Genomic DNA, 25,033 nt, shown 5'->3' on the forward strand with positions numbered 1-25,033 from the left:
CCAAGACAGCAACGAGGCCCGAACCGAAACCATCGATGATGGCAAGGGTTCGAGCCTTGTGCGTGGAGTGGAGCCTACGGGACTCGAACCCGTAACCCTCTGCTTGCAAAGCAGATGCGCTACCAATTGCGCCAAGGCCCCTGAGCGCCGCGTACGGCGCTGGGATGTCCCGCTCAGTTCCGGCCGACGGGTGCCGCGACAGGCTCTGAGCGAGGGACGGCGGTCTCCTTCTCGGGCGAGATGGACTCCGCCTGGGTCCACAGGTCCTCACGCAGCCGGTCTGATTCGACCTTGCGCCACACGAGCAGGCCGGTCACCGCGGCGCCGACCAGAACGGTGATGTACCTGAACACCTTCATCAGGGTCCTCCGATCCGTGGAGTGGGCCTAACTGGACTTGAACCAGTGACCTCTGTCTTATCAGGACAGCGCTCTAACCAACTGAGCTATAGGCCCGTGCGGCCTCACCGGATGCTACCGGCTGAGCTACCGGCGCACCACATTACCGTTCCCTGACCAGGTGGGTCCACTCAGATGCACAGGCTGTTCGCGAGGTCACATGACATGAAGCGCGCCGCATCCCCAGGGAGCGGCGCGCTTCTGGCGTGAGCAGGATCAGTTCACTCGTCGGTGAAGGTGATCCGTAGGCCACCCAGCAGGGCGGCCACGATGTTGTACAGGAACGCGAGCAGGGTGCCGAGCGCCGTGATGATCACGATGTTCACGACGGCCACGACAACGCCGTAGGAGACCATCTTGCGGAACTGGAACAGTTCCATGAACGGCAGCGGCTTGCCGGAGTTCATGTCGCGGCCCAGCTGATCGATCTTGGTCCACAGTCCGATCGCGTCCACCACGTTCCACAGCACGGCAACCGCCACCACGGTGGCGATGCCGATCGCGATCGCCACCAGGAATGACAGCTTCATCACCGAGAACGGGTCCAAGCGCGCCAGGGTGAGGCGCACACGGCGGGGTCCACGGGAGCCAGCCTCAGCTGCGGGCGTGCCCTGCTTGCGGGGGCTGCGGCTCGCGCCGCGGCTCGCGTCTCCGCGTGCTTCTTTCGTCGAGCCCCCGCTGCGGGAGCTGCCGCGGGACGTCGCGGCTCGATCATCGCTGCTCACCGGCAGGGTCGCAGTGGCATCGTCGGACGTGTTGCGAGAGTTCGCATCAGTGCTCGCCACGGATCACTCCTCGGGGGATTCGTCGGCCAAGTCATCGGCCGGATCGGACGGGTCCGAGCCTAGATCATCCGACTGCCCGTCAGCTGTCTCCGCGCCGTTGCTCGACGTACCCTTCACATCTGCCTGCGCGGCCTCAGGACCCTTAGCCTCATCGGCGGCGCTCACCGTCTCTTCGGACCCCGCGCCTGCAGCACCAGCAGCGCCACCAGCGTCGTCCACATCCTCCTCGGACTCCTGGGAGGTGGTCACCAGGATGATCCGGTCGCCCTTGTCAGGCTTGGCGAAGACAACACCCATGGTGGTGCGGCCCTTCACGGGAATCTCCGACACCTTGGAGCGGACCACGCGGCCCTTCTCCATCACGACCAGCAGCTCGTCGGTCTCCTCCACAACGGCGCCACCCACCAGCATGCCGCGGTCATCGGGCAGCTTCGCCACCCGGATACCCAGGCCGCCGCGGCCCTGCACACGGTACTCGTCGATCGAGGAGCGCTTGGCGAAGCCGCCGTCGGTCACGGTCACCACGAAGGTGTCCGGCGTGACCACGTCCATGCCCACAAGCTCGTCATCGTGACGGAACTTCATGCCGGTCACGCCGCTGGTGGCGCGGCCCATCGGGCGCAGAACGTCGTCAGCGGCGGGGAAACGGACCGACTGGCCGTTCTTCGAGATCAACAGCAGGTGGTCGTCACCATTCACGGCGCGGGCACCGATCACGCGATCCGGCACGGTGCCGTCCGGGGTGTCGATGTCCCGCAGGTTGATGGCGATGATGCCGCCGGTGCGGTTGGAGTCGAAGGCCGTCATCGCGGTCTTCTTCACCAGACCGGAGGCGGTGGCGATCACCAGGTATTCGGCGTCCTCATACGTGGACAGCGTCAGCACGGAAGCGATGTGCTCATCGGGCTGAAAGGCGAGCAGGTTCGCCACATGCTGGCCCTTCGCGTCTCGCGGCGCCTCGGGCAGCTCGTAGCCCTTGATGCGGTAGACCCGGCCCTGGTTGGTGAAGAACAGCAGCCACTGGTGCGTGGTGGTGGTGAAGAAGTGCTCCACCACGTCGTCCGCCCGCAGGGAGGCGCCGCGCACGCCCTTGCCGCCGCGTTTCTGCGCCCGGTACTGGTCGGTGCGGGTGCGCTTGGCGTACCCGCCGCGGGTGATGGTGACCACCACATCCTCTTCGGGAATGAGGTCCTCCATCGACATGTCGGAGTCGAAGGGCAGGATCTGGGTACGGCGCTCGTCGCCGTACTTATCCACCAGTTCAGCGAGCTCCTCGGAGACGATCTGCCGCTGCCGCTCGGGCGAGGCGAGGATCGCGGTGTACTCCTCGATGAGGGCCTGCAGCCGGTCGTGCTCCTCAATGATCTTCTGCCGCTCCAGAGCGGCCAGGCGCCGCAGCTGCATCGCCAGGATGGCGTTGGCTTGGATCTCGTCGATCTCCAGCAACTCCATCAGGCCGTCGCGGGCGCGGTCAGCGTCCGGGGAGCGACGGATCAGCGCAATCACCTCGTCCAGGGCATCGAGTGCCTTGAGGTAGCCGCGGTAGATGTGGATCTGCTCTTCAGCCTTACGTAGGCGGAAGCGGGTACGGCGCACGATCACGTCGATCTGGTGCTTCGTCCACTCACGCACGAAGGAGTCGATCGACAGGGTGCGCGGCACACCGCCGGCGAGCGCCAGCATGTTCGCGGAGAAGTTCTCCTGCAGCTGGGTGTGCTTGTAGAGGTTGTTCAGCACCACCTTCGCGACGGCGTCACGCTTGAGGGTGAGAACGAGGCGCTGGCCGGTCTTGCCCGAGGTCTCGTCGGTGATGTCCGCGATGCCCTGAATCTTGCCGAGCTTGACCAGTTCCGCGATCTTTCGAGCCAGGGTGTCGGGGTTGACCTGGTAGGGCAGTTCGGTGACCACGAGCGCCATGCGCCCGCCTACCTCTTCGGTGGAGACGACAGCGCGCTGGGTGATGGAGCCGCGGCCGGTGCGGTACGCCTCCTCGATGCCCTTGGTGCCCACGATCGTGGCACCCGTGGGGAAGTCGGGGCCTTTGATGCGTGTCAGGCAGGCCTCGAGCAGCTCCTCCTTGGTGGCCTCTGGGTTGGTCAACAGCCACTGCACCGCATCAGCCACTTCGCGCAGGTTATGCGGCGGGATATTGGTAGCCATGCCGACGGCGATGCCTGCCGACCCATTCACAAGCAGGTTCGGGAAGCGTGCAGGCAGGATCGTCGGCTCGTCGACGGTGCCGTCATAGTTGTCCTGCATGTCGACGGTTTCCTGGTCGATGTCGCGCACGAGCTCCATCGCCAGGGGTGCCATCTTGCACTCGGTGTAGCGCGGGGCGGCAGCACCGTCGTCGCCCGCGGAACCGAAGTTGCCCTGCCCCAGGATCAGCGGGTACCGCATCGCCCAGGGCTGCACCAGACGCACCATGGCGTCGTAGATCGCGCTGTCGCCGTGCGGGTGGTAGTTGCCCATCACGTCGCCGACGACCTTCGCGCACTTAGAGAAGGACCGTTCGGGGCGGTAGCCGCCGTCGTACATCGCGTAGACGATGCGGCGGTGCACGGGCTTGAGGCCGTCGCGCACATCCGGGAGGGCGCGTCCCACGATCACGCTCATGGCGTAGTCGAGGTAGGACTTCTGCATCTCCTGGTTGAGATCCACCTGGGTGATGCGATCCCCGTCGTCACCGTCGAGCGGATCCACCAGGGTGATAGTGCGGTCGGCCGCTTCGGAGGCGGAGACTTCGGTGGTTCCGGAGGCGCCCGGGCTCACCGGGGCGCCCGGCCGGATCTGCTCGCCGGCGCCCTCCCCCGTGGTGCTGGCCTCGCCCACACCGTCCGCGCCCGTGGGGTTCGCGTCGTCAGGGTCGGTGGGGCCGACGGGGGTAGTGGGATCGTGCGGATCGCTGTTCATGGGGGCCTTTCGTCGGGGGCCTGATGGTGGCGGCCGTGCGGGGCGCGCTCGGGGCGCTGCACCCGACGGCGGGGATCAGATATCGAGGAAGCGGACGTCCTTGGCGTTCTCCTGAATGAAGCGGCGTCGCGCGTCGACGTCGTCGCCCATGAGCACGGAGAAGATCGCGTCGGCGTCGGCGGCCTCATCCACAGTGACCTGCTTGAGGGTCCGGGTGGCGCTGTCCATGGTGGTGGACTGCAGTTCCTTCCAGTCCATCTCACCCAAGCCCTTGTAGCGCTGGATGCCGTTGTCCTTGGGGATCCGCTTGCCGGCGGCCCGACCAGCGTCGAGACGCTCATTGCGTTCCTCGTCGCTGAACACGTACTCATGCGGTGCGTTGGACCACTTCAGGCGGTACAGCGGGGGCATGGCGATGAACACGTGGCCCAGTTCGATGAGGGGGCGCATGTAACGGAACAGCAGCGTGAGCAGCAGTGTGCAGATGTGCTGACCGTCCACATCGGCGTCCGCCATGAGGATGATCTTGTGGTAGCGCAGCTTCGTGGCGTCGAAATCCTCGCCGATGCCGGTGCCGAAGGCGGTGATCAGGGAACGGATCTCCTGGTTATCCAGGGCGCGATCAAGCCGAGCCTTCTCGACGTTCAGGATCTTGCCGCGAATCGGCAGGATCGCCTGCGTACGGGGATCACGACCGGAGACGGCGGAGCCACCAGCGGAGTCACCCTCCACGATGAAGATCTCTGACTCGGCGGGATTGCGGCTCGAGCAGTCACGCAGCTTGCCGGGCATGCCGCCCGCCTCGAGCGGGGACTTGCGGCGCGTGGCGTCGCGGGCCTTGCGGGCAGCTTCACGGGCAGCGGCCGCCGACTGCGCCTTGGTGACGATGCCCTTCGCCTCAGCCGGGTGGGACTCGAACCAGTCACCAAGCTGGTCAGTCATCACCTTGGAGACGAAGGTGCGGGCGATGGTGTTACCAAGCTTGGTCTTGGTCTGGCCCTCGAACTGGGGTTCGCCGAGCTTCACGGACACAACGGCGGTCAGGCCTTCACGGATGTCCTCACCGGTGAGGTTCGGGTCCTTGTCCTTGAGCAGGCCCTGCGCCTTCGCGTAGCGGTTCACCACACCGGTGAGCGCGGAGCGGAAACCTTCTTCGTGGGTGCCGCCCTCGTGGGTGTTCACCGTGTTGGCGTAGGTGTGCACGGACTCGGAGTAGGCGCCGGTCCACTGCATGGCGATCTCCACGGAGATCTCCTGGGTGGTGTCCTCCGATTCGAAGTCGATGATCTCCGGGTGCACGACCTCGGCACGTTTGGCGCCGTTGATGAACTCGACGTAGTCCTTCAGACCGCGCTCATAACGGTAGGTCCAGGTCTTGGCTCCGGACTTGTTCTCGGTGCCCTCGCCCTCGGCGGTCTCCTTGGCCTTCTCGGCTTCGAGTTCGACATCGACGAGGTCCGGGTCCTCCTCGGTCTCCTGGGGGCGCTCATCGGTGAAGGTCAGGCGCAGTCCCTTGTTGAGGAACGCCATCTGCTGGAAACGCTTGCGCAACACCTCGGAGTCGAAGGTGACGGTGTCGAACATCTCCGCGTCCGGCCAGAAGCGAATGGTGGTACCGGTTTCGGTGGTCTCCTCACCCTTGTCGAGGGGGGCTTCCGGCACGCCGCGCACGTATGCCTGGCGCCAGACGTGGCCCTGGCGTCGGATCTCGACCTCCATGCGGGAGGACAGCGCGTTCACCACGGAGGAGCCCACACCGTGCAGGCCACCGGAAACGGAGTACCCGCCGCCACCGAACTTGCCGCCAGCATGCAGCACGGTGAGAACGAGCTCCACGGCCGGTTTCTTCTCCGTGGGGTGCATGTCCACGGGGATGCCGCGGGCATGGTCGACCACCTGCACGCCGCCGTCGGGCAGCAGCGTGATCTCGATCGAGTCCCCGTGCCCGGCCAGGGCTTCATCCACCGAGTTATCAACGATCTCCCACACAAGGTGGTGCAGGCCGCGCTCACCGGTAGAGCCGATGTACATGCCTGGCCGTTTGCGCACGGCCTCAAGGCCCTCGAGGACGGTGATGTCCGAGGCGTCGTAGTGGGCCGGCAGCTTCTCGGCGATGTCGTCGGCAGGAGCGTCCGACTGCTCAGGCTGTTCGGTGGGGGGAATGTCGCTCACGGGGTGCGCTCCTCGATCCTGTCGGTCAACCTTCCCAAGTTTACCGCGTCGAAGGCCGAGAACAGGGCAAGGGCCCGCCAGCGGGCCGTAAACGGGGCTGTGACGCTATCGACCCCCGTTCCGGGTGGACCCCCACGGACCAGGGTCCGATGCGCCACAGGCGCCTCGAGCGATCCTCACCCGTGCGGCGGTCACGGCATGGCGTACGGCTCCTCCCGCGCCGTATGCAGCCAGACGATCAGATCCATCGACTCGACACCACCATCTTCGCGCCGATGCACCTGGACCCCGGCCGTGTCGACATGCATGGTGTCGGACCGATGTGGAACTCACGATTCAGAGCACGTCACTAAAAAACTTGCTCGAAAATATAGAACAAATCATCTCGTGGGTGATAGCACAAAAGAATGTAATCCTGCCCCCGCCGCACGGGTTCTTGACATGAGAGCTCGTCGAATATGTCCTCTGCGAGCGGCGCTCCGGATGCGCGAGCAATGTCTGCGGGATCGGGCGAACCGCTAGCCGGGACACCTTCGGTGTACTGAACCGGATCCCATGTGCCACCGCGAGATGTCTGAGGTATCGAGACGACGTACAGATCGTCGCGTCCACCCTGGAGGTCAACTTCCGAACTCCAATAGTCTTCGACTTCCGCGTCGGCCGGAATGTCCATTTCCCATACAGACCGTACGCGATCGAGGTCTGGCTCTGGATCACTATCAACGTCGCATCCCGCAAGGACGAGAGAAGCGGGAATCAGGCAGAAGCCGACAGCAGTGATAACAATGCGTTTCGACAACATATTCTCTGCTTTCCGCATGTCCACTGTCGGACCATTTCGGGGCTCATGCATCGACCCAGTATTCACCCGTAGGTATCACGCACCCCGCGCCAAGTGACCGTGCGGCGCCCCTTCTTCCAGGAGCACTGGGCGGCTGCCGGTCCGGTGACGGTCAGCTCGCTGATCACATGCGCGCCCACATGCTCTTCGATGCGGGAGATGAGCTGCGGGGTGAGCATCCGCAGCTGCGCGGCCCACGCGGACGACGAGGCGCTCACCACGAGAACGCCCGCATCCAGTGAGATAGGGCGGCAGTGCTCAGCAACCGACGGGCCGACGATCTCATCCCATTCCTCCAGTACGCGTCCGGCATTCATGCCCTCGGTCCAGCCCAGATCCCCGAGCACCCGGCGCATCACACCGGCGATGGACTGCGGATCGCGAGGGTCGGGTCGTGCACCGGAGAACCCGGGGGCGGACAGGGACCGGTCACGCAGGTCATGAGCCCGCTGCTGAGTCTTCGCGGAGATCGGGAAGAGCCCGCGGTCCCGTGCCGCGGCACGGGAGCGGTTCACGGTGCGGCGGGCCAGTTCGAACGGGTCATCAGCGCGCGGTAGCTCGGGAGGATCAGGCGGATCCTGGGACGCGTCGTCGTCCGCCTGTACGGCGTCGACATGTATGGCGCCGTCGGTCGAATCCGAGGCCGGGCCCATCTGAGTTCTGGCATGTCCGGGGCCTGTCTGTGACGCGGCTGCGGTATCCGCACACTGGTCCTGCTCGGCTGACTGTGCCTCCGCATCGGTGCGGCTCCAGGTGGACAGCTGGTACGGGTTCGCCACAGCTCGCCGAGGTGCGCTCACCATGAGCTGCTCTCCGAAATGCCGTCCTTCCGGGGCACTGCCTCACCGAGGGTGACATCCACCAGACGGATCTCGCCATGCAGGGACGCGGGGATGTCGGAGTCGTTCGCCGTGGTGATGAGCACCTGGGTGGCCGGGGCAATGATTCGGCCGAGTCGTTCGCGGCGATGCACGTCGAGCTCGCTGAAGACATCATCGAGGATGAGGATCGGTTCGCCGTCGCCCAGATCTCCCTCCTCCAGGCGCAACAGGTCGTACGAGCCAAGACGCAAAGCAAGCGCGAGCGACCAGGATTCGCCGTGGCTCGCATATCCCTTGGCGGGGAAGTCGTGCAGGCGGATCTCCATGTCATCGCGGTGCGGACCCACGAGGGTGACACCGCGGTCGATCTCGTCGTCGTGGCGCTGCTCAAGCAACGTGAGCAGAGCATCGTGAAGCTCGTGGACGCTGGGCAGCGATCCCTCGGGGGCGTTCAGGTGATCGAGCACAGCGGAGCGGTACACGATGTCCGCTGGTGAGGATACGGCGCCACGGTCGGCCGGTGGCAGATCCAGAGCGTCGTCGGCCCCCTCATCGGTAGCGACCCGCAGATAGGAGTAGCCCACATGGGGACGCAACCGGTTGACCAGGTGAATCCGGGCACGCAGAAGCTCCGCCCCGAAGCGAGCAAGCTGCTGATCCCACACCACCAGGGTGGATCGGGCCGAATCCTCGGGGTCGAGTCCACCCACAGACCGGCCGTGACCGCCGCGACGCATGGAGCGCATCTGCTTGAGCAGGTTCGAGCGCTGCTTGAGGACGCGGTCGTAGTCGGCCTTCACCGATGCGAAGCGGGGCGCGATCAGGAACAGCAGTTCGTCCAGGAAGCGGCGTCGACCTTCCGGATCAGCCTTGACCAGGCCCAGGTCCTCGGGCGCAAAGAGCACGGCGCGGACGTGGCCGAGCAGATCGCGCAGACGCGGCAGGTTCTGGCCCTGCACCCGGGCGCGGTTGGAGCGGCCCGGGGTGATCTCGAGATCGACCTGCAGGGGGCGCCCGGCTCGCTGGAACCCAGCACGGATCACGGCGGTCGAACTGCCTCGGTGCACGAGCGCGGCATCATGCGGAACGCGATGGCTCGAGAGCGTGGCGAGGTACCAGAGCGCTTCGACGATGTTGGTTTTGCCCTGACCGTTGCGGCCCACGAACACGGTGATGCCCGGCTCGAGGGCAAGGCTGAGCTGCTGGTATGAGCGGTAGTCGACCAGATCGAGGGTGGTCAGCTGCACGGAGGGGTCACCCCCGCCGTTCAGATCCGCATCGGCATGATCAGGTATTTGTACGAGCCGTCCGGGGTGCCCTCCAGGGAATCCTGGCCGCTCATCACCGACGGCTTGATCGAGTCGGTGAAGGTCAGGCGAGCGAACTCGGTGCCCAGTGCACCCAGGCCGTCGAGCAGGAAGCCGGAGTTGAAGCCGACCACCAGGTCCTCACCCTCCAGCTGTGCTTCGAGCACCTCGCTGGCCTGAGCGTCGTCGCCGGCGCCGGCCTCGAGAGCGACCTGCCCCTCGGTGAAGGACAGGCGCACCGGGGTGTTGCGTTCGGCCACGAGGGAGACGCGCTTGACGGCTTCGATCAGGGGGGCCGTGGCGATCACGGCGGTGATCGGGGAGGAGTCCGGGAAGAGTCGACGCACAGGCGGGTAGTCACCGTCGACCAGGGTCGAGGTGGTCCGTCGGCCCCCGGACTCGAAGCCGACGAGCTTGGCGGCGGAGTCGTCGGCCAATGCGATGTCCACGCTGCCGCCGGTGGCCAGCGAGCGGGCGACCTCGTGCAGGGTGCGGGCACGCACGAGAGCGGTGAGCTCGGCGCCGGGGCTCGCAGGGTTCCAGCTCAGCTCGCGCATCGCCAGTCGGTAGCGGTCGGTCGCCATGAGCGTGACCTTCTCGCCCTCGATCTCGACCTTCACCCCGGTGAGCAGCGGGAGGGTGTCATCCTTCGAGGCTGCGACCGTGACTTGGGAAATCGCTTCGGAGAAGACGTCGGCCGGAACAGAGCCAGCAACCGGTGGCATCGATGGCAGCTGCGGGTATTCCTCAACAGGCAGGGTGGCCAGGGCGAAGCGGGCACTGCCGCAGCGCAGCTGCAGCTTGGTGCCTTCGAGCGCAACGGAGACGTCTTTGTTCGGCAGGGCACGGACGATGTCGGAGAGCATGCGGCCCTGGACCAGCACCTCACCGCCTTCATCGACCTCAGCATCGAGGGTGATCTGCGCGCTGACCTCGTAATCGAAGGTCGACAGCTGCAGCTCTCCGCTGGTGTCCGCCACGATGCGCACACCCTGGAGGATTGGCATCGCGGGGCGCACTGGAAGTGTGCGAGTGGCCCAGGTGACGGCGTCACCCAGGGCGCCGCGATCAAGGTGGAACTTCACCGGAGCCTCTCCTTCACGTGCTCATGCATCGGAACGGATCACAGCGTATCGGCTTTCCAGCATCCGGGCGATACGTCGAGGGGCCCGCTCATCCCCTCCGTGATCCGTTTGTGCTCTGGGCATGGTCTGCCGCTGCGCCGACGCACGCTCAGACCCCGGCCGCCCTCCACAACCCATGAGCTAGAAGAACAGACTTCCTCTTCTTCACAGCGGTGGACACAGTGGAGAACTGTCATCGTCCCTGGTCGCATCGCATGACCACCACGTGCACGCCTCGTGTATGACACGGCGTGCACTGTCCACGGACTGTGGGTGAGACCGTGTGCCACTGACGATTCGTGTCATTCGGCCATGCACATCGACTCCAGGGCCGATGCCATTGCGTCCCCATTCTCCACAGAGTTATCCACAATGGGGATGATCAGGCCCGTGAGCTGGAGTTCTTGATGCGCGCTGTGAGCTCTGTGACTTGATTGAAGATCGCGCGACGCTCCTTCATGAGCTCACTGATCTTCTTGTTGGCGTGCATCACGGTGGTGTGGTCGCGACCCCCGAACTCCTCCCCGATACGGATCAGGGGCATGTCCGTCAGCTCGCGGCACAGGTACATGGCGATCTGTCGGGCGGAGACAAGACGCCGTGAGCGTCCGGTGCCGGTGATTTCGTCGACGTTGAGTCCGAAGTACGTCGCAGTCTGGGCGATGATCGTGCTCGCGGTGATCTGGGCACCGTCATCATGGGCCAGCAGATCCTTCAGCACCGTCTGAGCGAGTGAGACATCCATCGGCTGCCGCGACAGCGAGTGCAGCGCCTGCACACGGATCAGCGCGCCTTCGAGCTCTCGGATGTTCGTGGAGATGTGGCTGGCGATGTACTCCAGCACCTCGCGCGGCACCTCGCCGGTGTTCTCCTGCGCCACCTTCTTGCGCAGAATCGCGATGCGGGTCTCGAGATCCGGCGGCTGCACGTCTGTCATGAGCCCCATCTCGAAGCGAGATCGCATGCGGTCCTCGAACCCGCCCAGTTCCTTGGGTGGCAGATCGGAGGTGATGACGATCTGCTTGTCGGAGTTGTACAGCGTGTTGAACGTATGGAAGAACGCTTCCATCGTCTCTGGGGCGCGCTGCAGGAACTGGATGTCGTCGATCAACAGGATGTCGATGTCCCGGTAGCGGCGCTGGAACTCTTGGGCCTTGCCGAACTGACCGGACTGCACCGAGTTGATGAAGTCGTTTGTGAACTCCTCCGAGTTCACGTAGCGCACGACGATGTCGGGGTAGAGCGTCTGCGCGTAGTGCCCGACGGCATGCAGCAGATGAGTCTTGCCCAGTCCGGAGCCGCCGTAGATGAACAGCGGGTTGTATGCCTTGGCGGGGGTTTCCGCTACGGCCGACGCAGCGGCCTGAGCGAAGCGGTTGGAGGAACCGATCACGAACGTGTCGAAGGTGTACTTCGCATTCAGACGGGAATCTGTGCCGAGCGTGGACTCCCCGTCCTCACTCGAAGGGGCGGGGCGAGGAGCGGGCGTGGGTGACGGCGCTGAGAAGCCGCGCAGGGAGTCCTCCGTCTCGGGAACGGGCAGCTGCGGAGAGGGTTCCTCATCGGCCGACGGTCCGACGCCGAGCGGGCGGAACTGCTCTGGCAGGTCACGGGTGCGCGGGCTCGGTGCTGCGGAGTCCGCGTTTCGTGGGAGGGATCCTCGCGCTGCGGTGGTCCCCGTCGAACCATCCGGAGTGTGGACAGACGGGCCATGGTCATCCACAAGATCATCCACATTGTGTGCACGGCCGATCCCCGATGCCGAGGTCACAGGTGCAGAAGGCGATTCGTCCTCGAGCAGTGACTCATCCACCGTGACCGCCAAGCGCATCTCCGTCCCGGTGGCTTCGCTCAGAGCCTGCGTCAGCTGAGCGGCAATCCGGTGCTCAAACAGGTCTTTCGTCGAGGTTGACGGGGCTGCGAGCAGTGCGGTGTCCGCGACGACGGCCATCAGTCGAGAGAGCATGAGCAGCGCCATCACACGCTGCGAGACGGTGTCGTCGCGCCGCAGGATCTGCAGGGTGCGGGACCAGATGACGTCGGGCTCGACGGCTTCTTCCATGGATCTTCGTGCTCTCGGCCGGGGACGGGAGGAGTTGTCCACGTAGTTTTCCACATTATGTCCGGGGATGCGGGGCCTCGCGGGGCACGGCTACACGGTGTGACTCCAACACACAGCCAGACCACACAGCCAGACCACACAGCCAGGCCCTGTACGCCGAGCACGTCAGCGTGCGTCGGGTGAGAATCCGACCACACCAGCCACTGAGCCGCTCACGATCCGTTGACCGCACGCAGGGGCACTCCTAGGATCGACCAGTCAGCCAGTGCGCCCTCTCCCGGGCTCTCACTGTCGGAACTGCATGGCCGGTCGCGGCATGCAGATCCGGCCGGGCCGTCGCTGTCGCGGCGCAGCAAGGGGATCGGGAGGGACGCCGATCGGAACGGCGTGCGCCGTGCGCCGCCCCGCAGCAGCGGGAGCGCCCGATCTCACCGGCGACGAGAAGCCACCGTGAGGGGCACACCCGTGCCCACGACCGAGGAGAACCGATGACCAAGCGCACGTTCCAGCCGAACAACCGCCGCCGCGCCAAGAAGCACGGCTTCCGCGCCCGCATGCGTACCCGTGCCGGCCGCGCCATCATCAACGCTCGCCGTTCCAAGGGCCGCGCCGAACTGTCGGCCTGAGGCTCGAGCCTCGCGGTGCTGCGGCCGTGACCTGGTCGCGCCACCGGCTCCGGTCGAGTGACGACTTTCGCGTCGTCACCCGCCGCGGAACCCGAGCCGCCCGATCCCACGTGGTGGTGCATCTGGCTGTCCTCCCGGACGGCCCGGCCGCACCGCGCGTGGGATTCGTCGTGTCCAAACGAATCGGCAATGCCGTCGTGCGCAACCTCGTGACCCGCCGGCTACGGGAGATCATCCGCCCCCAGCTGGCAGAACTGCCCGAGGGCACGAGCATTGTCATCAGGGCTCTGCCCGGCATCGCTGACGCACCCTTCGCGACGTTGCGCGCGCAGGTGTATGACGCCGTGGACGCCGCTGTGCGGAAGTACGCAGCGCGGCACACACGAGGGCTCGGCGCATGAGACGACGACGGACACCCGGTGGGAGCCGGGCGCCGCGCACAGGGCACATGATCTCCCGGATGCCGCGACGCTTGCTGCAGCTGCCCGTGCGGGCCTACCAAGTGGGCATCTCGCCCTACACGCCGCCGGCGTGCCGCTTCTACCCAGTGTGTTCGCAGTACGGGATCGATGCCATCCGAGTGCACGGCGCAGTGAAGGGCCTGCTGCTGACCAGTTGGCGGATCCTTCGCTGCAACCCGTTCACCCGTGGAGGCCCGGACCCGGTTCCGGCCCCCGGCATGTGGTCCAATCCTCGCCGGCTCAGGAAGCCGGCCCCGTAGGGCCTACCCTTGACCCCAGACCCGACCGTGAGCCGCCGAACGGCATGAACGACATGCCCTGCCCGGCGGCAGGAAGACCAGGCCGATGCAGATTCTCTACCCCATCGAGTGGGCTGTCGCGTGGATCATGGTGCAGTTCCATGCGCTGCTGTCGCTATTCATGGACCCAGACTCCGGCTGGACCTGGGTGTTGTCGATCGTCGGCCTCACCGCCGTGATCCGAACGCTGATCATTCCGCTGTTCGTGCGACAGATCAAAGCGTCCCGCGCCATGCAGGTGGTCTCCCCGCAAATCCAGGCGATCCAGAAGAAGTACAAGGGCAAGACCGACCCAGCCTCCCGCCAGGCAATGGCAGAAGAAACCATGGCGGTCTACAAGGAAGCCGGCTCCAGCCCGTTCTCCTCGTGCCTGCCTGTTCTGCTGCAGATGCCGATCTTCTTCGCGCTGTTCCGCGTGCTGTTCTACAAGCTGCCCGAAGCCGCGCAGGGCACTGGGTTCGGCCCGCTCACCTCGGAACTGGCCAACTCCGCCTACACCGGCACCTTCTTCGGTTCCGTGACCATCGCGGACAGCTTCCTGAAGTCCAGTGACGGCAGCATCACCCCGAAGATCATCGCCGGCATCATTATCGCCGCCATGTGCTTCGTCACCTTCATCACCCAGAAGGAACTGACGATGCGGAACATGCCGAAGGCCGCCCTTGAGGGGCCCATGGCATCGACGCAGAAAATGATGCTGTACATGCTCCCGTTCATCTACGTGATCACGGGACCGGGCATGCCGATCGGTGTGCTCGTCTACTGGCTCACCACCAACGTGTGGACCTTCGTGCAGCAGTACATCGTCATCCGCGCCACCCCCACACCGGGTTCGGCAGCGGAGAAGCAGCGTCATGAGCGCATCAACGCCAAGCGCGCCAAGAAGGGCCTGGAACCGCTGGACTTCACCCCGAAGAAGTCCGCTGTCGAGATCGAGCAGGAGGCCGCCTCCGCGCCGATCCGCGTCCAGCCCGTCGGCAAGAAGCGCTCCAGCGGCAAGAAGCTCACCGACGAAGAGAAGCTCCAGCGCGCCCGCGAGGCGCGTGCCCGCGCCCGTGAGGAGCGTCGCGCGAAGCTCGAAGCCGAAGGCAAGCTCCCCGACTCCAGCGGCTCCACCGGTTCCGCGCTGCGTCCCAAGGGCGGAGCGAAGTCCAAGGGCTCCAAGCGCCGCCGTTGATCCCCGCTGGCGCATCGATGCGTCCGGCCCCTGTCAGCATCCCAGGAGAACTCATGACCAACACGACTGAGCACACCCCCGATCCGGCCGCCGTCGACGGTGATACCGACACCGTGGTCGAGGACGATCACCTCCACCGCCTCGAGGAGGAGGGCGACATCGCCGCCGACTACCTCGAGGAGCTGCTGGATATTGCCGATCTGGACGGTGACATCGACATCGATGTGGACGGCGATCGCGCCAGTGTCGAGATCCGCGGTGCGGACCAGCTCTCCCGCCTGAACGAGCCCAAGGGTGAACTGCTGGACGCCCTGCAGGAGCTTGCCCGCCTCGCCGTGCAGACCCGTACGGGCAACCGGTCCCGTCTCATGCTCGACATCGGTGGCTTCCGTGCCAAGCACAAGGATGACCTCGAGGCACTCGGGCAGAAGGCCGTCGACGAGGCACGCGAAACCGGCGCTCCGGTGGCGCTGCGCCCCATGAACCCCTTCGAACGCAAGGTGGTTCACGACGTCGCCAAGCGTGCTGGCCTTGTTTCGGAGTCCGACGGCGATGGCCGAGGCCGTCACGTCGTGATCTACCCGGCGTCCTGAGCCCGTCGTGACCACGCTGCCTGAAGAGCTCGCGCCGCTGGCCACCCGGCTGTTCGGCGATCGCCTCCCGCTCGCCGAGCGCTTCACGGGTCTGCTTGCTGAGCATGGCCAGGAGCGCGGTCTCATCGGTCCGCGCGAGGTGGACCGTCTGTGGGAGCGCCACGTGCTCAACTGCGCCCTGATGGTCGACTCGATCGACCCGTCGGTGTGCACCCTGGCGGACGTCGGCTCTGGTGCGGGCTTGCCGGGCGTGATCATCGCGATTGCTCGGCCGCAGCTTCACGTGACGCTCGTGGAGACGATGCAGCGGCGCTGCGCCTGGCTTGATGAAGTCAATGCTGAGCTGGGTCTGGACTATGAGGTGGTGCGGGCGCGCGCCGAGGAGCTTCACGGGGAGCGCACCTTTGACGCTGTCACTGCTCGCGCTGTCGCAGCACTCGACAAGCTCGCGAAGTGGACTCTTCCACTGGTGGCCGACGGCGGTGAGCTGCTGGCCATGAAGGGAAGCTCCGCCGCACAGGAGATCGAGAAAGCGCAGCCGGTGCTGCGCCGCCTCGGCGGGGTTGATCCGAGGATCGAGCAGCACGGGCACGGCGAGGTGGAGGTTCCCACTACAGTGGTCAGGGTGCGCAAGCAGACGCCGGCGAGGAAGGGAGAGCGACGTGGCCGCTGAGCGCGACGACTCCGGATCAACCGACTCCTACGCCGACACCCCGCTCATGCGAGAGCTGACCCGGGATCATGCCCGTCGGCGGAAGCTCGAGGGGCTCACCTTCGAGGCACCTGAGCAGACCCGCATCATCACGGTCGCGAACCAGAAGGGCGGCGTTGGGAAGACCTCCACCACCGTCAACCTGGGTGCCGCGCTCGCCATGGGCGGGCTGCGTGTTCTAGTGGTGGATGTGGATCCGCAGGGCAATGCCTCCACAGCGCTCGGCCTCGAGCATCATGCAGAGGTCCCCAGCATGTACGAGGTGCTGGTCGAATCCCAGCCTATGAGCGAGGTCATTCAGCCCGCCTCTGAGTTGGAGAACCTGCTGTGCGCCCCGGCCACAATCAATCTGTCGGGCGCAGAGATTGAACTGGTGTCGATGGTCGCGCGCGAAGGGCGCCTCCGTGGAGCGATCCGGGACCTGCTCACCGAACGTGACCAGAAGGGCTTGGAACGGCTGGACTACGTGCTGATCGACTGCCCGCCGTCGCTCGGCCTGCTCACCGTGAACGCCCTGGTGGCCGCCCGTGAAGTCCTCATTCCGATCCAGGCCGAGTACTACGCTCTCGAGGGCCTGACCCTGCTGCTGAACAACATCGATCTGATTCGCCAGCATCTGAACCCTGACCTGGTGGTCTCCTCGATTCTGCTGACGATGTACGACGCCCGCACACGGCTCGCTGCCCAGGTAGCACAGGATGTGCGTGACCACTTCCCGCAGCAGACGCTGGACGTGACCATTCCCCGCTCGGTGCGGATCTCCGAAGCCCCCAGCTACGGCCAGACCGTGCTCACCTACGACCCCGGCTCCTCCGGTGCACTCGCATACCGGGCGGCCGCCCACGAACTGACCGTCCGACAGGTTCCCTGACCGGACGGATGACCACCGAAACGGTGCGTGCGCCGTCGCCCGCACCGACCCTCTCTCGCCTACGGGCGTGCACGACCGTTCTTCGGAAGGATGCTGGAGATGACGCAGAAGCGCGGACTCGGACGCGGCCTGGGGGCCCTCATTCCCGGCGCGGGCGCCCCCGCGGGAAGCGAGCAGGAGCTGCGCACCCGCACCCATCCGCGCACTGAGCCGGAACCGGGTGAGAAGGGATCCAGCGCCCGGCCGGTGGATATGTTCTTCTCGGGCGATCCGGTGGAGCACGACGAATCGGACGCCAGTGGCCGGCAGCGCCGATCGCGCCCGGATCTGGCCGGTGACATGGCCCGCGCCGCGGCAGCCCGGCGTGGCCGGGGGCGAGCCAGCACCTCCACTGCGTCGTCGTCGGCGACCAGCGACGACGCGAAGGCCAGCGCTGACGCAGAACCGTCCACGCCCACGAAGGCGTCATCGACAGCGTCATCGGCGAAGAAGTCCTCGTCCACGAGCTCCACCGCCTCGAAGCGCTCCTCCTCGAAGGGAACACGTTCGTCGAAGGACGCGTCCGCTTCCACCCGCGCGACGTCGACGAAGCGAGCCTCATCCAAGGCTACGGAGCCGAAGGAAACCACCTCGTCGAAGGACACGTCCGCTTCCCGGAGGTCGTCATCGTCGAAGCGGGGATCGTCTCAGGGTGCTTCCGCGTCGCGCGGGACCTCGGCATCGTCGGGCGCCGCGTCGCCGAGAGACTCATCTGCGTCGGCATCGTCGGAGGCAACCCCGACGGATTCACCGGTGGTGGATGTGGAACGTGTGGAGCCGACGCCCGTCACTGCCTCGAGGACGCCCGCGGTCGCGGAAGAATCAGCCGCGGCACGCGAGGACGTCTCGACCTTGGACGCCCCGACAGATGACGCCTCGCAGCTGCACGAGCAGGAGAGCAGTGGTCTCGTGCAGGTGCCGGGGGCGGAGTTCGCGGAGATCCCGATCCAGGAGATTCGAGAGAACCCGCGCAACCCCCGCACCATGTTCGATGATGACGAACTCGATGAGCTCGCCTTCTCCCTGCGGGAAGTCGGTGTGCTCCAGCCCGTGGTGGTTCGACCGATCACCGCGACCGCCAACGGGGAATCTTTCGAACTCGTCATGGGTGAGCGTCGCTGGCGAGCAGCGCAGCGTGCTGGTCTGCGCAGCATTCCGGCGATCATTCGTGAAACCAGCGACGATGACCTTCTCCGTGATGCCCTCCTGGAGAACCTGCACCGTTCGCAGCTGAACCCCCTTGAAGAAGCCGCCGCCTACCAGCAGCTGCTGGATGACTTCGGGTGCACGCAGGATGAGCTGGCCGACAGGATCGGCCGCTCACGGCCGCAGATCACCAACACCCTGCGTCTGATGCGCTTGCCCGCGCTCGTACAGAGGCGCCTGGCCAGCGGCGCGTTGACGGCTGGTCACGCACGTGCGCTCCTTGCGCTCGACGACGTGACGCTTATGGAGGAGCTCGCCCAGCGCATTGTGGCGGAAGGGCTTTCTGTTCGGGCGGTGGAGCGACTCGTCTCCCGCGGCACCCAGCCCGCGACATCCCGTACACCGCGGCGAAGCACCTATGACCCGCACGTCGTTGACATCACGAGCCGACTATCCAAGAGCCTCGAGGCTCCGGTCCGCATCGATGTGGGCAAGCGCAAGGGACGCATCACGCTCGAATTCACGTCGATTGAGGACCTGGAGCGTTTGGTCGAGCGCATCGGTCTAGATCTGGATGACCTGACCGGCGTGTCCGACCCAGCGGACTGACGAGGGCCGACGGGACGGATGCCAGTTGAGCACGGACATGAGGGCCCGTGATCCACGCTGGCGTGGACCATTAACGCTGACAGAGCCACTGAGCGATGGCTGTCCTCCTGTTCGACCTTCTCCCGGTCAATGGCCATCTGATGAACGCTGATGCGGGCCACCGAGCGACGGCTGGCTTCTGGCGACACCGTTGCCACAGTGGATTTGACTGCGATCGCCGCGGTCGAGTGTGTGGCAAGCGCAGTGGACCGAATCGACCTTCCCCGGTGCTGACGCCGGGCCCGGACGTGTCCCGATGCATGCCATCGTCGGGGTGCTCTCCGTGGTGGTTGTCGACCTCGGCCGGCTTCCTCTCCGTCCGCAGACCCGATGTCGCGATCATGGCAATCGTGTGCGCTACCGGCTTGTCGCCTGCACGTGTCGCGATGGATAGGGAGCAGCGGTATGGACGTCCCGGGTACCTAGATCGACGGTCCGAGAACCCCGGCGCGAACGACGGTGATGTCTCGGGCGCTTCCGCTGGGCATAAACGTGGGCGTGGTTCCGCGCCATCCTCACTGAGACCACATACTAGACAATAGGCTAGAAAAAGTGACGGATAGCACCACTTTGCGAGATGGGGAGTTCCCGGTGAGGAGCTCAACGTGGGCCAGTCGGTAGTGCGGCGCTGACCAGTACCGCAGTGCCACGAGGATGCGACGGCCTGGCCGGAGACGTGCCCCGATATCTGAGAGCCGGCGTTGACACCATTATGAGCAGCACCATCGCGGGCTGAGATGGGCATAAAGCGAGTTGTCGTGCCGTGGTGTTCCTGTTACACGTGAAACATCCGTGCGCTACCGCTACGCACGGTTAGAGCCATCCGCGACAACGCCCGCGCGATCGGCAGCCCGCGTCACGCACTCGCACGACGTTTCACATGAAACACGGGGAACGCCGCCCCGACACGTTCGATTCTTCCAGTCTGAATCATCGCGGTGCTCGGCCCTCGTCTCTCCGTGGCGGCTTATGTCGAGACGGGTTGCACGTGAAACGCGGGTTCAGGATGGGCGGGGAGGAGCTCCTACCGGGGTGAGATCGGGTATATCCCCGTACCCCGCCAACCGGTTGGCTGGATGTGTGCAGAGAGGTGTCGGCACAGGCCGGGATTTCTACCGTGCTGTTGCCTCGGTCAAAAAGTGAGTATGTGCGTGCGTCATGGAAACCCAGTCCCCTCAATCGGAGCCAGGTGTTGCACCCGGAGACGCCAGCGGGATCAGCTGAAGGGGACGGCATGCCGCACAGCTACCTTGCCCTAACGCTACTGTGATGGCCCGATTGCGGGTCAGGCTGCGCCTACACGCTTTCGATCGAGTGATGTTGCGAATCACGGCTTCGGTCGTTTCACGTGGAACGGCTTGGCGATAAGGGGAGGGCTCAGGCTGTGGTCACGCCCGGAAGCTTTGCGCTTGTTCTCGATCCGAGTAACGGATACGGAGACTCCGAGCCCCACAGGTAGACGCTCGCTCGCGGACAGCATACCCGCGAGGGCACTGCCATCGGCGGATGATAGCGAAGCGACGTGCGGCAGGCCTTATCACGCGGGTCGGTACTCGAGTAGTACGACGACGTGGCGAGAAGGTGAGTGAGTATGAACCTCCCACATTGCTCGGCTGCGGTGTTTCACGTGCAACGCGGGGTGCGTGGTCGCGCTGCGCTGGGCAGGATCGAAAAGGACTGAATGCGTACACGAAGCAGCGTCGCTGTGCGATCCAAGGACATCGACGTACTCATCTCCCCAAGCAATCAGCCCAATAGCTACGAACCCCCGGCGGTGAGCTTGCGGTCAGTGCGTATGAAACAAGCATCCGACCCGAGGTACGCGCACCTCCCGGGATGTGGTTGTATAGCGGACGCGTTGCACGTGAAACCTTGAGCCCGTTCGTCACGACCATCGCGTCCTATGCACACGCGGCGAAGGCAGCGGAGGCTCACGGTGGTGGGAAGCCATAGCGCAGTGCACACGACACATTCCCGCTCCAAGGACACGGCGTCGCTTTTCGCCAGAGTGGGGAGAGTGGTACTCGCTCTCCCGGGCGTATATGCCATGTGCCAGTCGTACCCAACGCTGCGTCACCACGGAGCGCCGCCTCGCGTGTCACATGAGGTTTCCCGTGAAACAGAGAAGCAGAAGCACAGGCCCCCGACCCCGGGTACTGACGTGGTCCCGGGGCTCTGTCGCTCCCTGTGCAGTAAAGGGTGCGGCGACACCATCGTGGTGCATGGTAACGACGTACATCCTCCCCTTGTCTGATTGGTCCGGCTCGCCGGATCCTCGATGCCGGCTGTACAGCAGCAAAGAATCGTCGACGGCAGTTTCGTCGATGAGCGCCCAAGGCGGCAGGTGAGTTCTGCCCCTCGTTACACGTGCAACACCTACGGCAGTTGTTCGCTATTGGGCGGGTACCTCAACGAAGACCCAGTGCGGGGGTAAGCTCTGCCCGCGTTACACGTGAAACACCTACGGTTGTTGTCCGCTCTTTCTGCCGATGTCGACCTGCCTGCAGCGAAGGTGTTGCACGTGAAACCCCGCCGCACTCCTTTGGCAGAGTGGAGTCGTCAGGTGTTGTGGGCGCCTACTCGGAATCGACCGGAGAATCGTCGGCAGTTGCCGCTCCTGCCATGCCCGCTAGACACCGGGAGCGACAGGGATTCAGTAGAGGCCGGGGCATGAATGTGGGGTGAACAGAGGCTTGCGATCGTGGACATCGTGACGGCGAAGGTCTGATCGCGGACCAGTTGTTCCGGTGCATCAGGCTGAGCTCTCCCATCCCGGCGGCCTGGGAGGTGACCGTCATGATCGGCATACCCAGTCGAGGAGACGGAGCACAGTCCCCCAGTGGAGCTCGTACCAGCTAGCGAATTCGCCAGGGACTTCGTCCGTGTTCTCTGCGAAGAGGAGCGAGACGCACAGGCAATCACGTACCGCATGGGTCATGATTCACGGGAAACGTCGAACGCCGGATCGGGTACACGTGACCGATGGGAAGAATCTGATGTGAGTCCGGGGGTGCGTGATCGTCGGCAGCACGTGCGGGTAGACCGTCGGCATCAGGGTTCACGGGAAACGTGCTCCAGTGGAGTGCACAGTGTGGGTAAGTCTGTGGACACGTGCAACCGTGAGGTTGCCTGACTGCAGGGAACGTGGGGATTGTCGCTCTGGGAACCATGGGTGCGGTACTGACCGCGTGACCAGCAGATATGACTATCGCTGCAGGTCAGAGCCATTTGTACGATGCGCGTGGCGCCATGTAGCTTGCGCGCCCTGTCCACAGTCGATTGTGGATAACGTTGTGGATGGAGTGCGCTTTATGCGTGCACAACATTGTGGATACACGGTGCACAGTTTCATGTTCGCACGTCACTGCGGAGCGTCTCACCGATTTGACACAGTGGATGCCTCGCCGGGATCGAGGTGAGGCTGCCAGAGATCATGTTCGAGCTCGTACTTCGGCCGCGCCCCCACCCGTCGGTCTGTGATGGTCCATTCCAAGCTTGCTGGAAGTTCACCACAGATGCCGCGCAGCACCTCGGCTGCATGATGAAACGTGGGAGTCGTAGGCGTCGTGGTGGCATCCCCATGGGCACCCGCATGCGGGGACTCATCGCCAGTTGAGGTCACAGCGCCTGCCCTCCCCGCATACGTGACTGCCTTGACGACGAGCCATGTCGGTACCTCGGTCACGCCAAGAGCAGCGAGAGCATCCGCGCCGAGGTCGTCGAGAAGCGCGCTACGGACCAACGGCGCATCGGCACTGTGCCGGCGCTGCAGTTCGGCGAGCACCGTACGAGATGGCCGCGCCGGGGCGCTCCACGGCGGTGCCGCGAGTAGTAGCCACACAGGAGCAGAGCCAGAGCCGTCGGCGTGAAACTCTGACGGGTTGTGGGAGGGGCCAACCGGTGTGGGTGACTGCCCGGCGAGGGCCGATGATTCGTCCGCAACCGGAGCCGGAGTTCCAGGCGCAGTCTCAACCGGGTGATCCGAGGGAACACCCCGCTGGTCAGGCGACACGACAAATCTCGCTCATGGTGCTGTGCTGCCGCGATGCCGTCGGGCTCTGCCGTGTGGCGGGGCCGATCAGCGTTTCGGGCTGCCGGGGACCCACCACCTCATGCACGGTCCGCAGCACTGGCATCGGCGTCGGACGCTGCATCCTGGGCCGATTCTTCGGTGGTGATACCCGCGCGCTGATCCGCGAGCCAGCGTTCCGCATCGAGCGCCGCCTGGCACCCGCTCCCGGCAGCAGTGATGGCCTGACGGTACGTGTGGTCCACCACGTCACCGGCGGCGAAGATGCCAGGCACAGATGTGTACGTGGAGCGCCCCCGCGTCAGGATGTAGCCCTGATCATCACAATCGAGAGCTCCGCGGAAAAGCTCGGAACGCGGCACATGCCCGATCGCCTCGAACACGGCGGACGTCGGCAACTCTCGCTGTTCGCCCGTGACCGTGTCGCGCAGCGTCACGGACTCCACCTTCTCCTCGCCGTTGATGCTCACGACCTCGGCGTTCCACGCGAAGTCGAGCTTCGGATCCGCTTCTGCCCGTCGGGCCATGATCCTCGAGGCTCGCAGCTGGTCGCGGCGATGCACCAGGGTCACGCCGGTGGCGTAACGCGTCAGGAAGGTGGCTTCCTCCACGGCGGAATCCCCGCCGCCCACCACCACGATCGGCTCATCCTTGAAGAAGAACCCGTCGCAGGTAGCGCACCAGGACACGCCCTTGCCGGACAGACGCTCCTCTCCCTCCACGCCGAGCTTCCGATACGCCGAGCCGGTGGCGATGATGAGCGCTCGCGCCCGATGCACAGTGCCGTCCTCAAGCGTGACAGTCTTCAGCTCGCCCTCGAGGTCCACTGTCACGGCGTCCTCAAACAGCACCTCGGCGCCGAAACGTTCTGCCTGCTCCTGCATGGTGGTCATCAGGTCAGGGCCCTGGATCCCGGCCGCGAATCCGGGGAAGTTCTCCACCTCGGTGGTGGTCATGAGAGCGCCGCCCGCATCCAGTGCACCAGCGATCACCAGTGGTGCCATCTCGGCGCGGGCCGCGTAGATCGCGGCGGTGTATCCGGCGGGGCCCGAACCAATGATCACGATGTCGTGGATCGGGGCGTCCACGGCGGACGCTGCTTCGGGTGCGGGCTGGTCAGCGGCCGACGGTGCTGAGCCGAGGATGTTCAGGGCCTGAATCGGCTGAGACATGGGATTCCTTCCATGAGGCGAAGCGGTGAGTGGGGTGGGGCAGAGAAGAGCTTGCGTGGAGCAAAGCTGAGGTTGGCTGAGGCAGCGACGAGGCAGCGTGGTGCAGAGCCGAGGTTGGGCGGGTCGGGAAGAGGTAGCGCGGCACTGGCCAGAGGGTGCACTGTCCAGACCAGCGCCCTGCCCGGTCGAGGGAACGGCAGCAGGAGAAGGCGCACGGGCCATGAGGCATGATCACACAGATCACACGCCGCCGATCATCACCGATCCGGACCACAGGCGTGTCCGCGCGGCGGGCGCGGCGCCGTCGGCGCCGCACTGGTCCGTCACCACTGTGGCGGACACTGCACCCCCGGAGGCACGCAGGTTCTCGCGGCTGATCGGCCCGTGTACGAGCAGCCAGCCCGGCGTCTGGTCGGGACCCCACGCCACCTCCTCCATGATGAGCACCGGATCTGTGATGCCCTGCTCGTCCACGCAGGTCACCGCGTTGAAGTTGGCCATCGGCGCCACAGCTCCACTGTCCACGAGCCGCTGCACTTCAGGTCCAAGCGTTGTCTCCGTGACAACAGATTGACCCGAGGAGTTCTTCCCGATGCTCGCGCCGTCGCCAATAGTGGTGGATCTGAGATTCTGTCGTGTCTGCGTAGAGGCTTGCAAAGAGTAGGACAGAAGAATGCCCAGCAGAACTGCCATGAGCACGGCAAGCCCCGCGACCGGCCATGGAACGCCCACGAGGTCGGCAGCGCGGGAAAGGCGCGGCACACGATGCCACCAGGCAGCCGTTTCCTGGGCTCCTGATCGCTGTGAACCTGACCGTTCCACGGAGCGGCGCTCTG

The 25,033-nt window shown here is 65.2% G+C and carries 18 protein-coding genes and 2 tRNA genes; 8 read left to right on the forward strand and 12 right to left on the reverse strand.

Annotated features, from left to right (window positions below):
- Positions 1 to 68 precede the first annotated feature (68 nt).
- The 10 genes from C8271_RS00760 to dnaA all read right to left on the reverse strand — a co-directional run bounded on the left by C8271_RS00760 (position 69) and on the right by dnaA (position 12,423).
- Positions 69 to 141: transfer RNA gene (locus tag C8271_RS00760), tRNA-Ala, on the reverse strand.
- Positions 142 to 173: 32 nt separating this feature from the next.
- Positions 174 to 359, reverse strand: a complete 186-nt coding sequence (locus tag C8271_RS00765; protein ID WP_106505703.1) for a DLW-39 family protein — start codon at positions 357 to 359, stop codon at positions 174 to 176.
- A 22-nt stretch (positions 360 to 381) separates the two neighbouring features.
- A tRNA-Ile gene (locus C8271_RS00770) sits at positions 382 to 455 on the reverse strand.
- Between the two features lie 164 nt (positions 456 to 619).
- Positions 620 to 1,183 carry a DUF3566 domain-containing protein gene (locus C8271_RS00775; RefSeq protein WP_106505704.1) on the reverse strand — a complete coding sequence of 188 codons (564 nt, stop codon included), beginning with the start codon at positions 1,181 to 1,183 and terminating at the stop codon, positions 620 to 622.
- A gap of 3 nt (positions 1,184 to 1,186) precedes the next feature.
- Positions 1,187 to 4,096 (reverse strand): DNA gyrase subunit A, encoded by a 2,910-nt coding sequence (gene gyrA / locus C8271_RS00780; protein WP_106505705.1) that lies wholly within the window; start codon positions 4,094 to 4,096, stop codon positions 1,187 to 1,189.
- A gap of 75 nt (positions 4,097 to 4,171) precedes the next feature.
- Positions 4,172 to 6,211, reverse strand: coding sequence for a DNA topoisomerase (ATP-hydrolyzing) subunit B (gyrB, locus tag C8271_RS00785; RefSeq protein ID WP_245921156.1), 2,040 nt, complete (start codon positions 6,209 to 6,211; stop codon positions 4,172 to 4,174).
- 921 nt (positions 6,212 to 7,132) lie between these two features.
- Positions 7,133 to 7,912, reverse strand: a complete 780-nt coding sequence (locus tag C8271_RS00790; protein ID WP_106505707.1) for a DciA family protein — start codon at positions 7,910 to 7,912, stop codon at positions 7,133 to 7,135.
- A complete protein-coding gene (recF, locus tag C8271_RS00795; protein WP_106505708.1) occupies positions 7,906 to 9,177 on the reverse strand; it encodes a DNA replication/repair protein RecF in 1,272 nt (423 codons plus the stop codon). Before recF ends, C8271_RS00790 begins: the two co-directional genes overlap by 7 nt.
- Before the next feature lie 20 nt (positions 9,178 to 9,197).
- Positions 9,198 to 10,322 carry a DNA polymerase III subunit beta gene (gene dnaN / locus C8271_RS00800; RefSeq protein WP_106505709.1) on the reverse strand — a complete coding sequence of 375 codons (1,125 nt, stop codon included), beginning with the start codon at positions 10,320 to 10,322 and terminating at the stop codon, positions 9,198 to 9,200.
- A gap of 421 nt (positions 10,323 to 10,743) precedes the next feature.
- A complete protein-coding gene (gene dnaA / locus C8271_RS00805) occupies positions 10,744 to 12,423 on the reverse strand; it encodes a chromosomal replication initiator protein DnaA (RefSeq protein ID WP_106505710.1) in 1,680 nt (559 codons plus the stop codon).
- Positions 12,424 to 12,911: 488 nt separating this feature from the next.
- Between dnaA and rpmH the strand changes: the two genes are divergently transcribed.
- The 8 genes from rpmH (at position 12,912) to C8271_RS14395 (ending at position 18,956) form a co-directional block, all read left to right on the forward strand.
- Positions 12,912 to 13,049 (forward strand): 50S ribosomal protein L34, encoded by a 138-nt coding sequence (gene rpmH / locus C8271_RS00810; RefSeq protein ID WP_106505711.1) that lies wholly within the window; start codon positions 12,912 to 12,914, stop codon positions 13,047 to 13,049.
- A 26-nt stretch (positions 13,050 to 13,075) separates the two neighbouring features.
- Complete coding sequence (gene rnpA / locus C8271_RS00815) at positions 13,076 to 13,450, forward strand: ribonuclease P protein component (protein WP_106505712.1); 375 nt, start codon at positions 13,076 to 13,078, stop codon at positions 13,448 to 13,450.
- A gap of 59 nt (positions 13,451 to 13,509) precedes the next feature.
- Positions 13,510 to 13,770: a membrane protein insertion efficiency factor YidD gene (gene yidD, locus C8271_RS00820; protein ID WP_342751928.1), complete on the forward strand. Its 261-nt coding sequence runs from the start codon at positions 13,510 to 13,512 to the stop codon at positions 13,768 to 13,770.
- Positions 13,771 to 13,855: 85 nt separating this feature from the next.
- On the forward strand, positions 13,856 to 14,986 hold the full coding sequence (yidC, locus tag C8271_RS00825) for a membrane protein insertase YidC (protein WP_106505714.1): 1,131 nt from the start codon (positions 13,856 to 13,858) through the stop codon (positions 14,984 to 14,986).
- A gap of 53 nt (positions 14,987 to 15,039) precedes the next feature.
- Positions 15,040 to 15,579, forward strand: a complete 540-nt coding sequence (locus C8271_RS00830; RefSeq protein WP_106505715.1) for a Jag family protein — start codon at positions 15,040 to 15,042, stop codon at positions 15,577 to 15,579.
- A 7-nt stretch (positions 15,580 to 15,586) separates the two neighbouring features.
- Entirely contained in the window at positions 15,587 to 16,252 is a 666-nt protein-coding gene (gene rsmG, locus C8271_RS00835) for a 16S rRNA (guanine(527)-N(7))-methyltransferase RsmG (protein WP_106505716.1), read from the forward strand.
- A gap of 46 nt (positions 16,253 to 16,298) precedes the next feature.
- Positions 16,299 to 17,162, forward strand: a complete 864-nt coding sequence (locus tag C8271_RS00840) for a ParA family protein (protein ID WP_106507772.1) — start codon at positions 16,299 to 16,301, stop codon at positions 17,160 to 17,162.
- A gap of 99 nt (positions 17,163 to 17,261) precedes the next feature.
- Entirely contained in the window at positions 17,262 to 18,956 is a 1,695-nt protein-coding gene (locus tag C8271_RS14395; RefSeq protein ID WP_106505717.1) for a ParB/RepB/Spo0J family partition protein, read from the forward strand.
- A gap of 4,149 nt (positions 18,957 to 23,105) precedes the next feature.
- On the opposite strand, the gene trxB is transcribed toward C8271_RS14395, so the two are convergent.
- Positions 23,106 to 24,197: a thioredoxin-disulfide reductase gene (trxB, locus tag C8271_RS00855; protein WP_106505719.1), complete on the reverse strand. Its 1,092-nt coding sequence runs from the start codon at positions 24,195 to 24,197 to the stop codon at positions 23,106 to 23,108.
- 240 nt (positions 24,198 to 24,437) lie between these two features.
- Positions 24,438 to 24,959 (reverse strand): hypothetical protein, encoded by a 522-nt coding sequence (locus C8271_RS00860; RefSeq protein ID WP_106505720.1) that lies wholly within the window; start codon positions 24,957 to 24,959, stop codon positions 24,438 to 24,440.
- Positions 24,960 to 25,033 lie beyond the last annotated feature (74 nt).

Origin of the sequence: Brachybacterium timonense (assembly GCF_900258505.1) — a bacterium.
Classification (GTDB): Bacteria; Actinomycetota; Actinomycetes; order Actinomycetales; family Dermabacteraceae; genus Brachybacterium; species Brachybacterium timonense.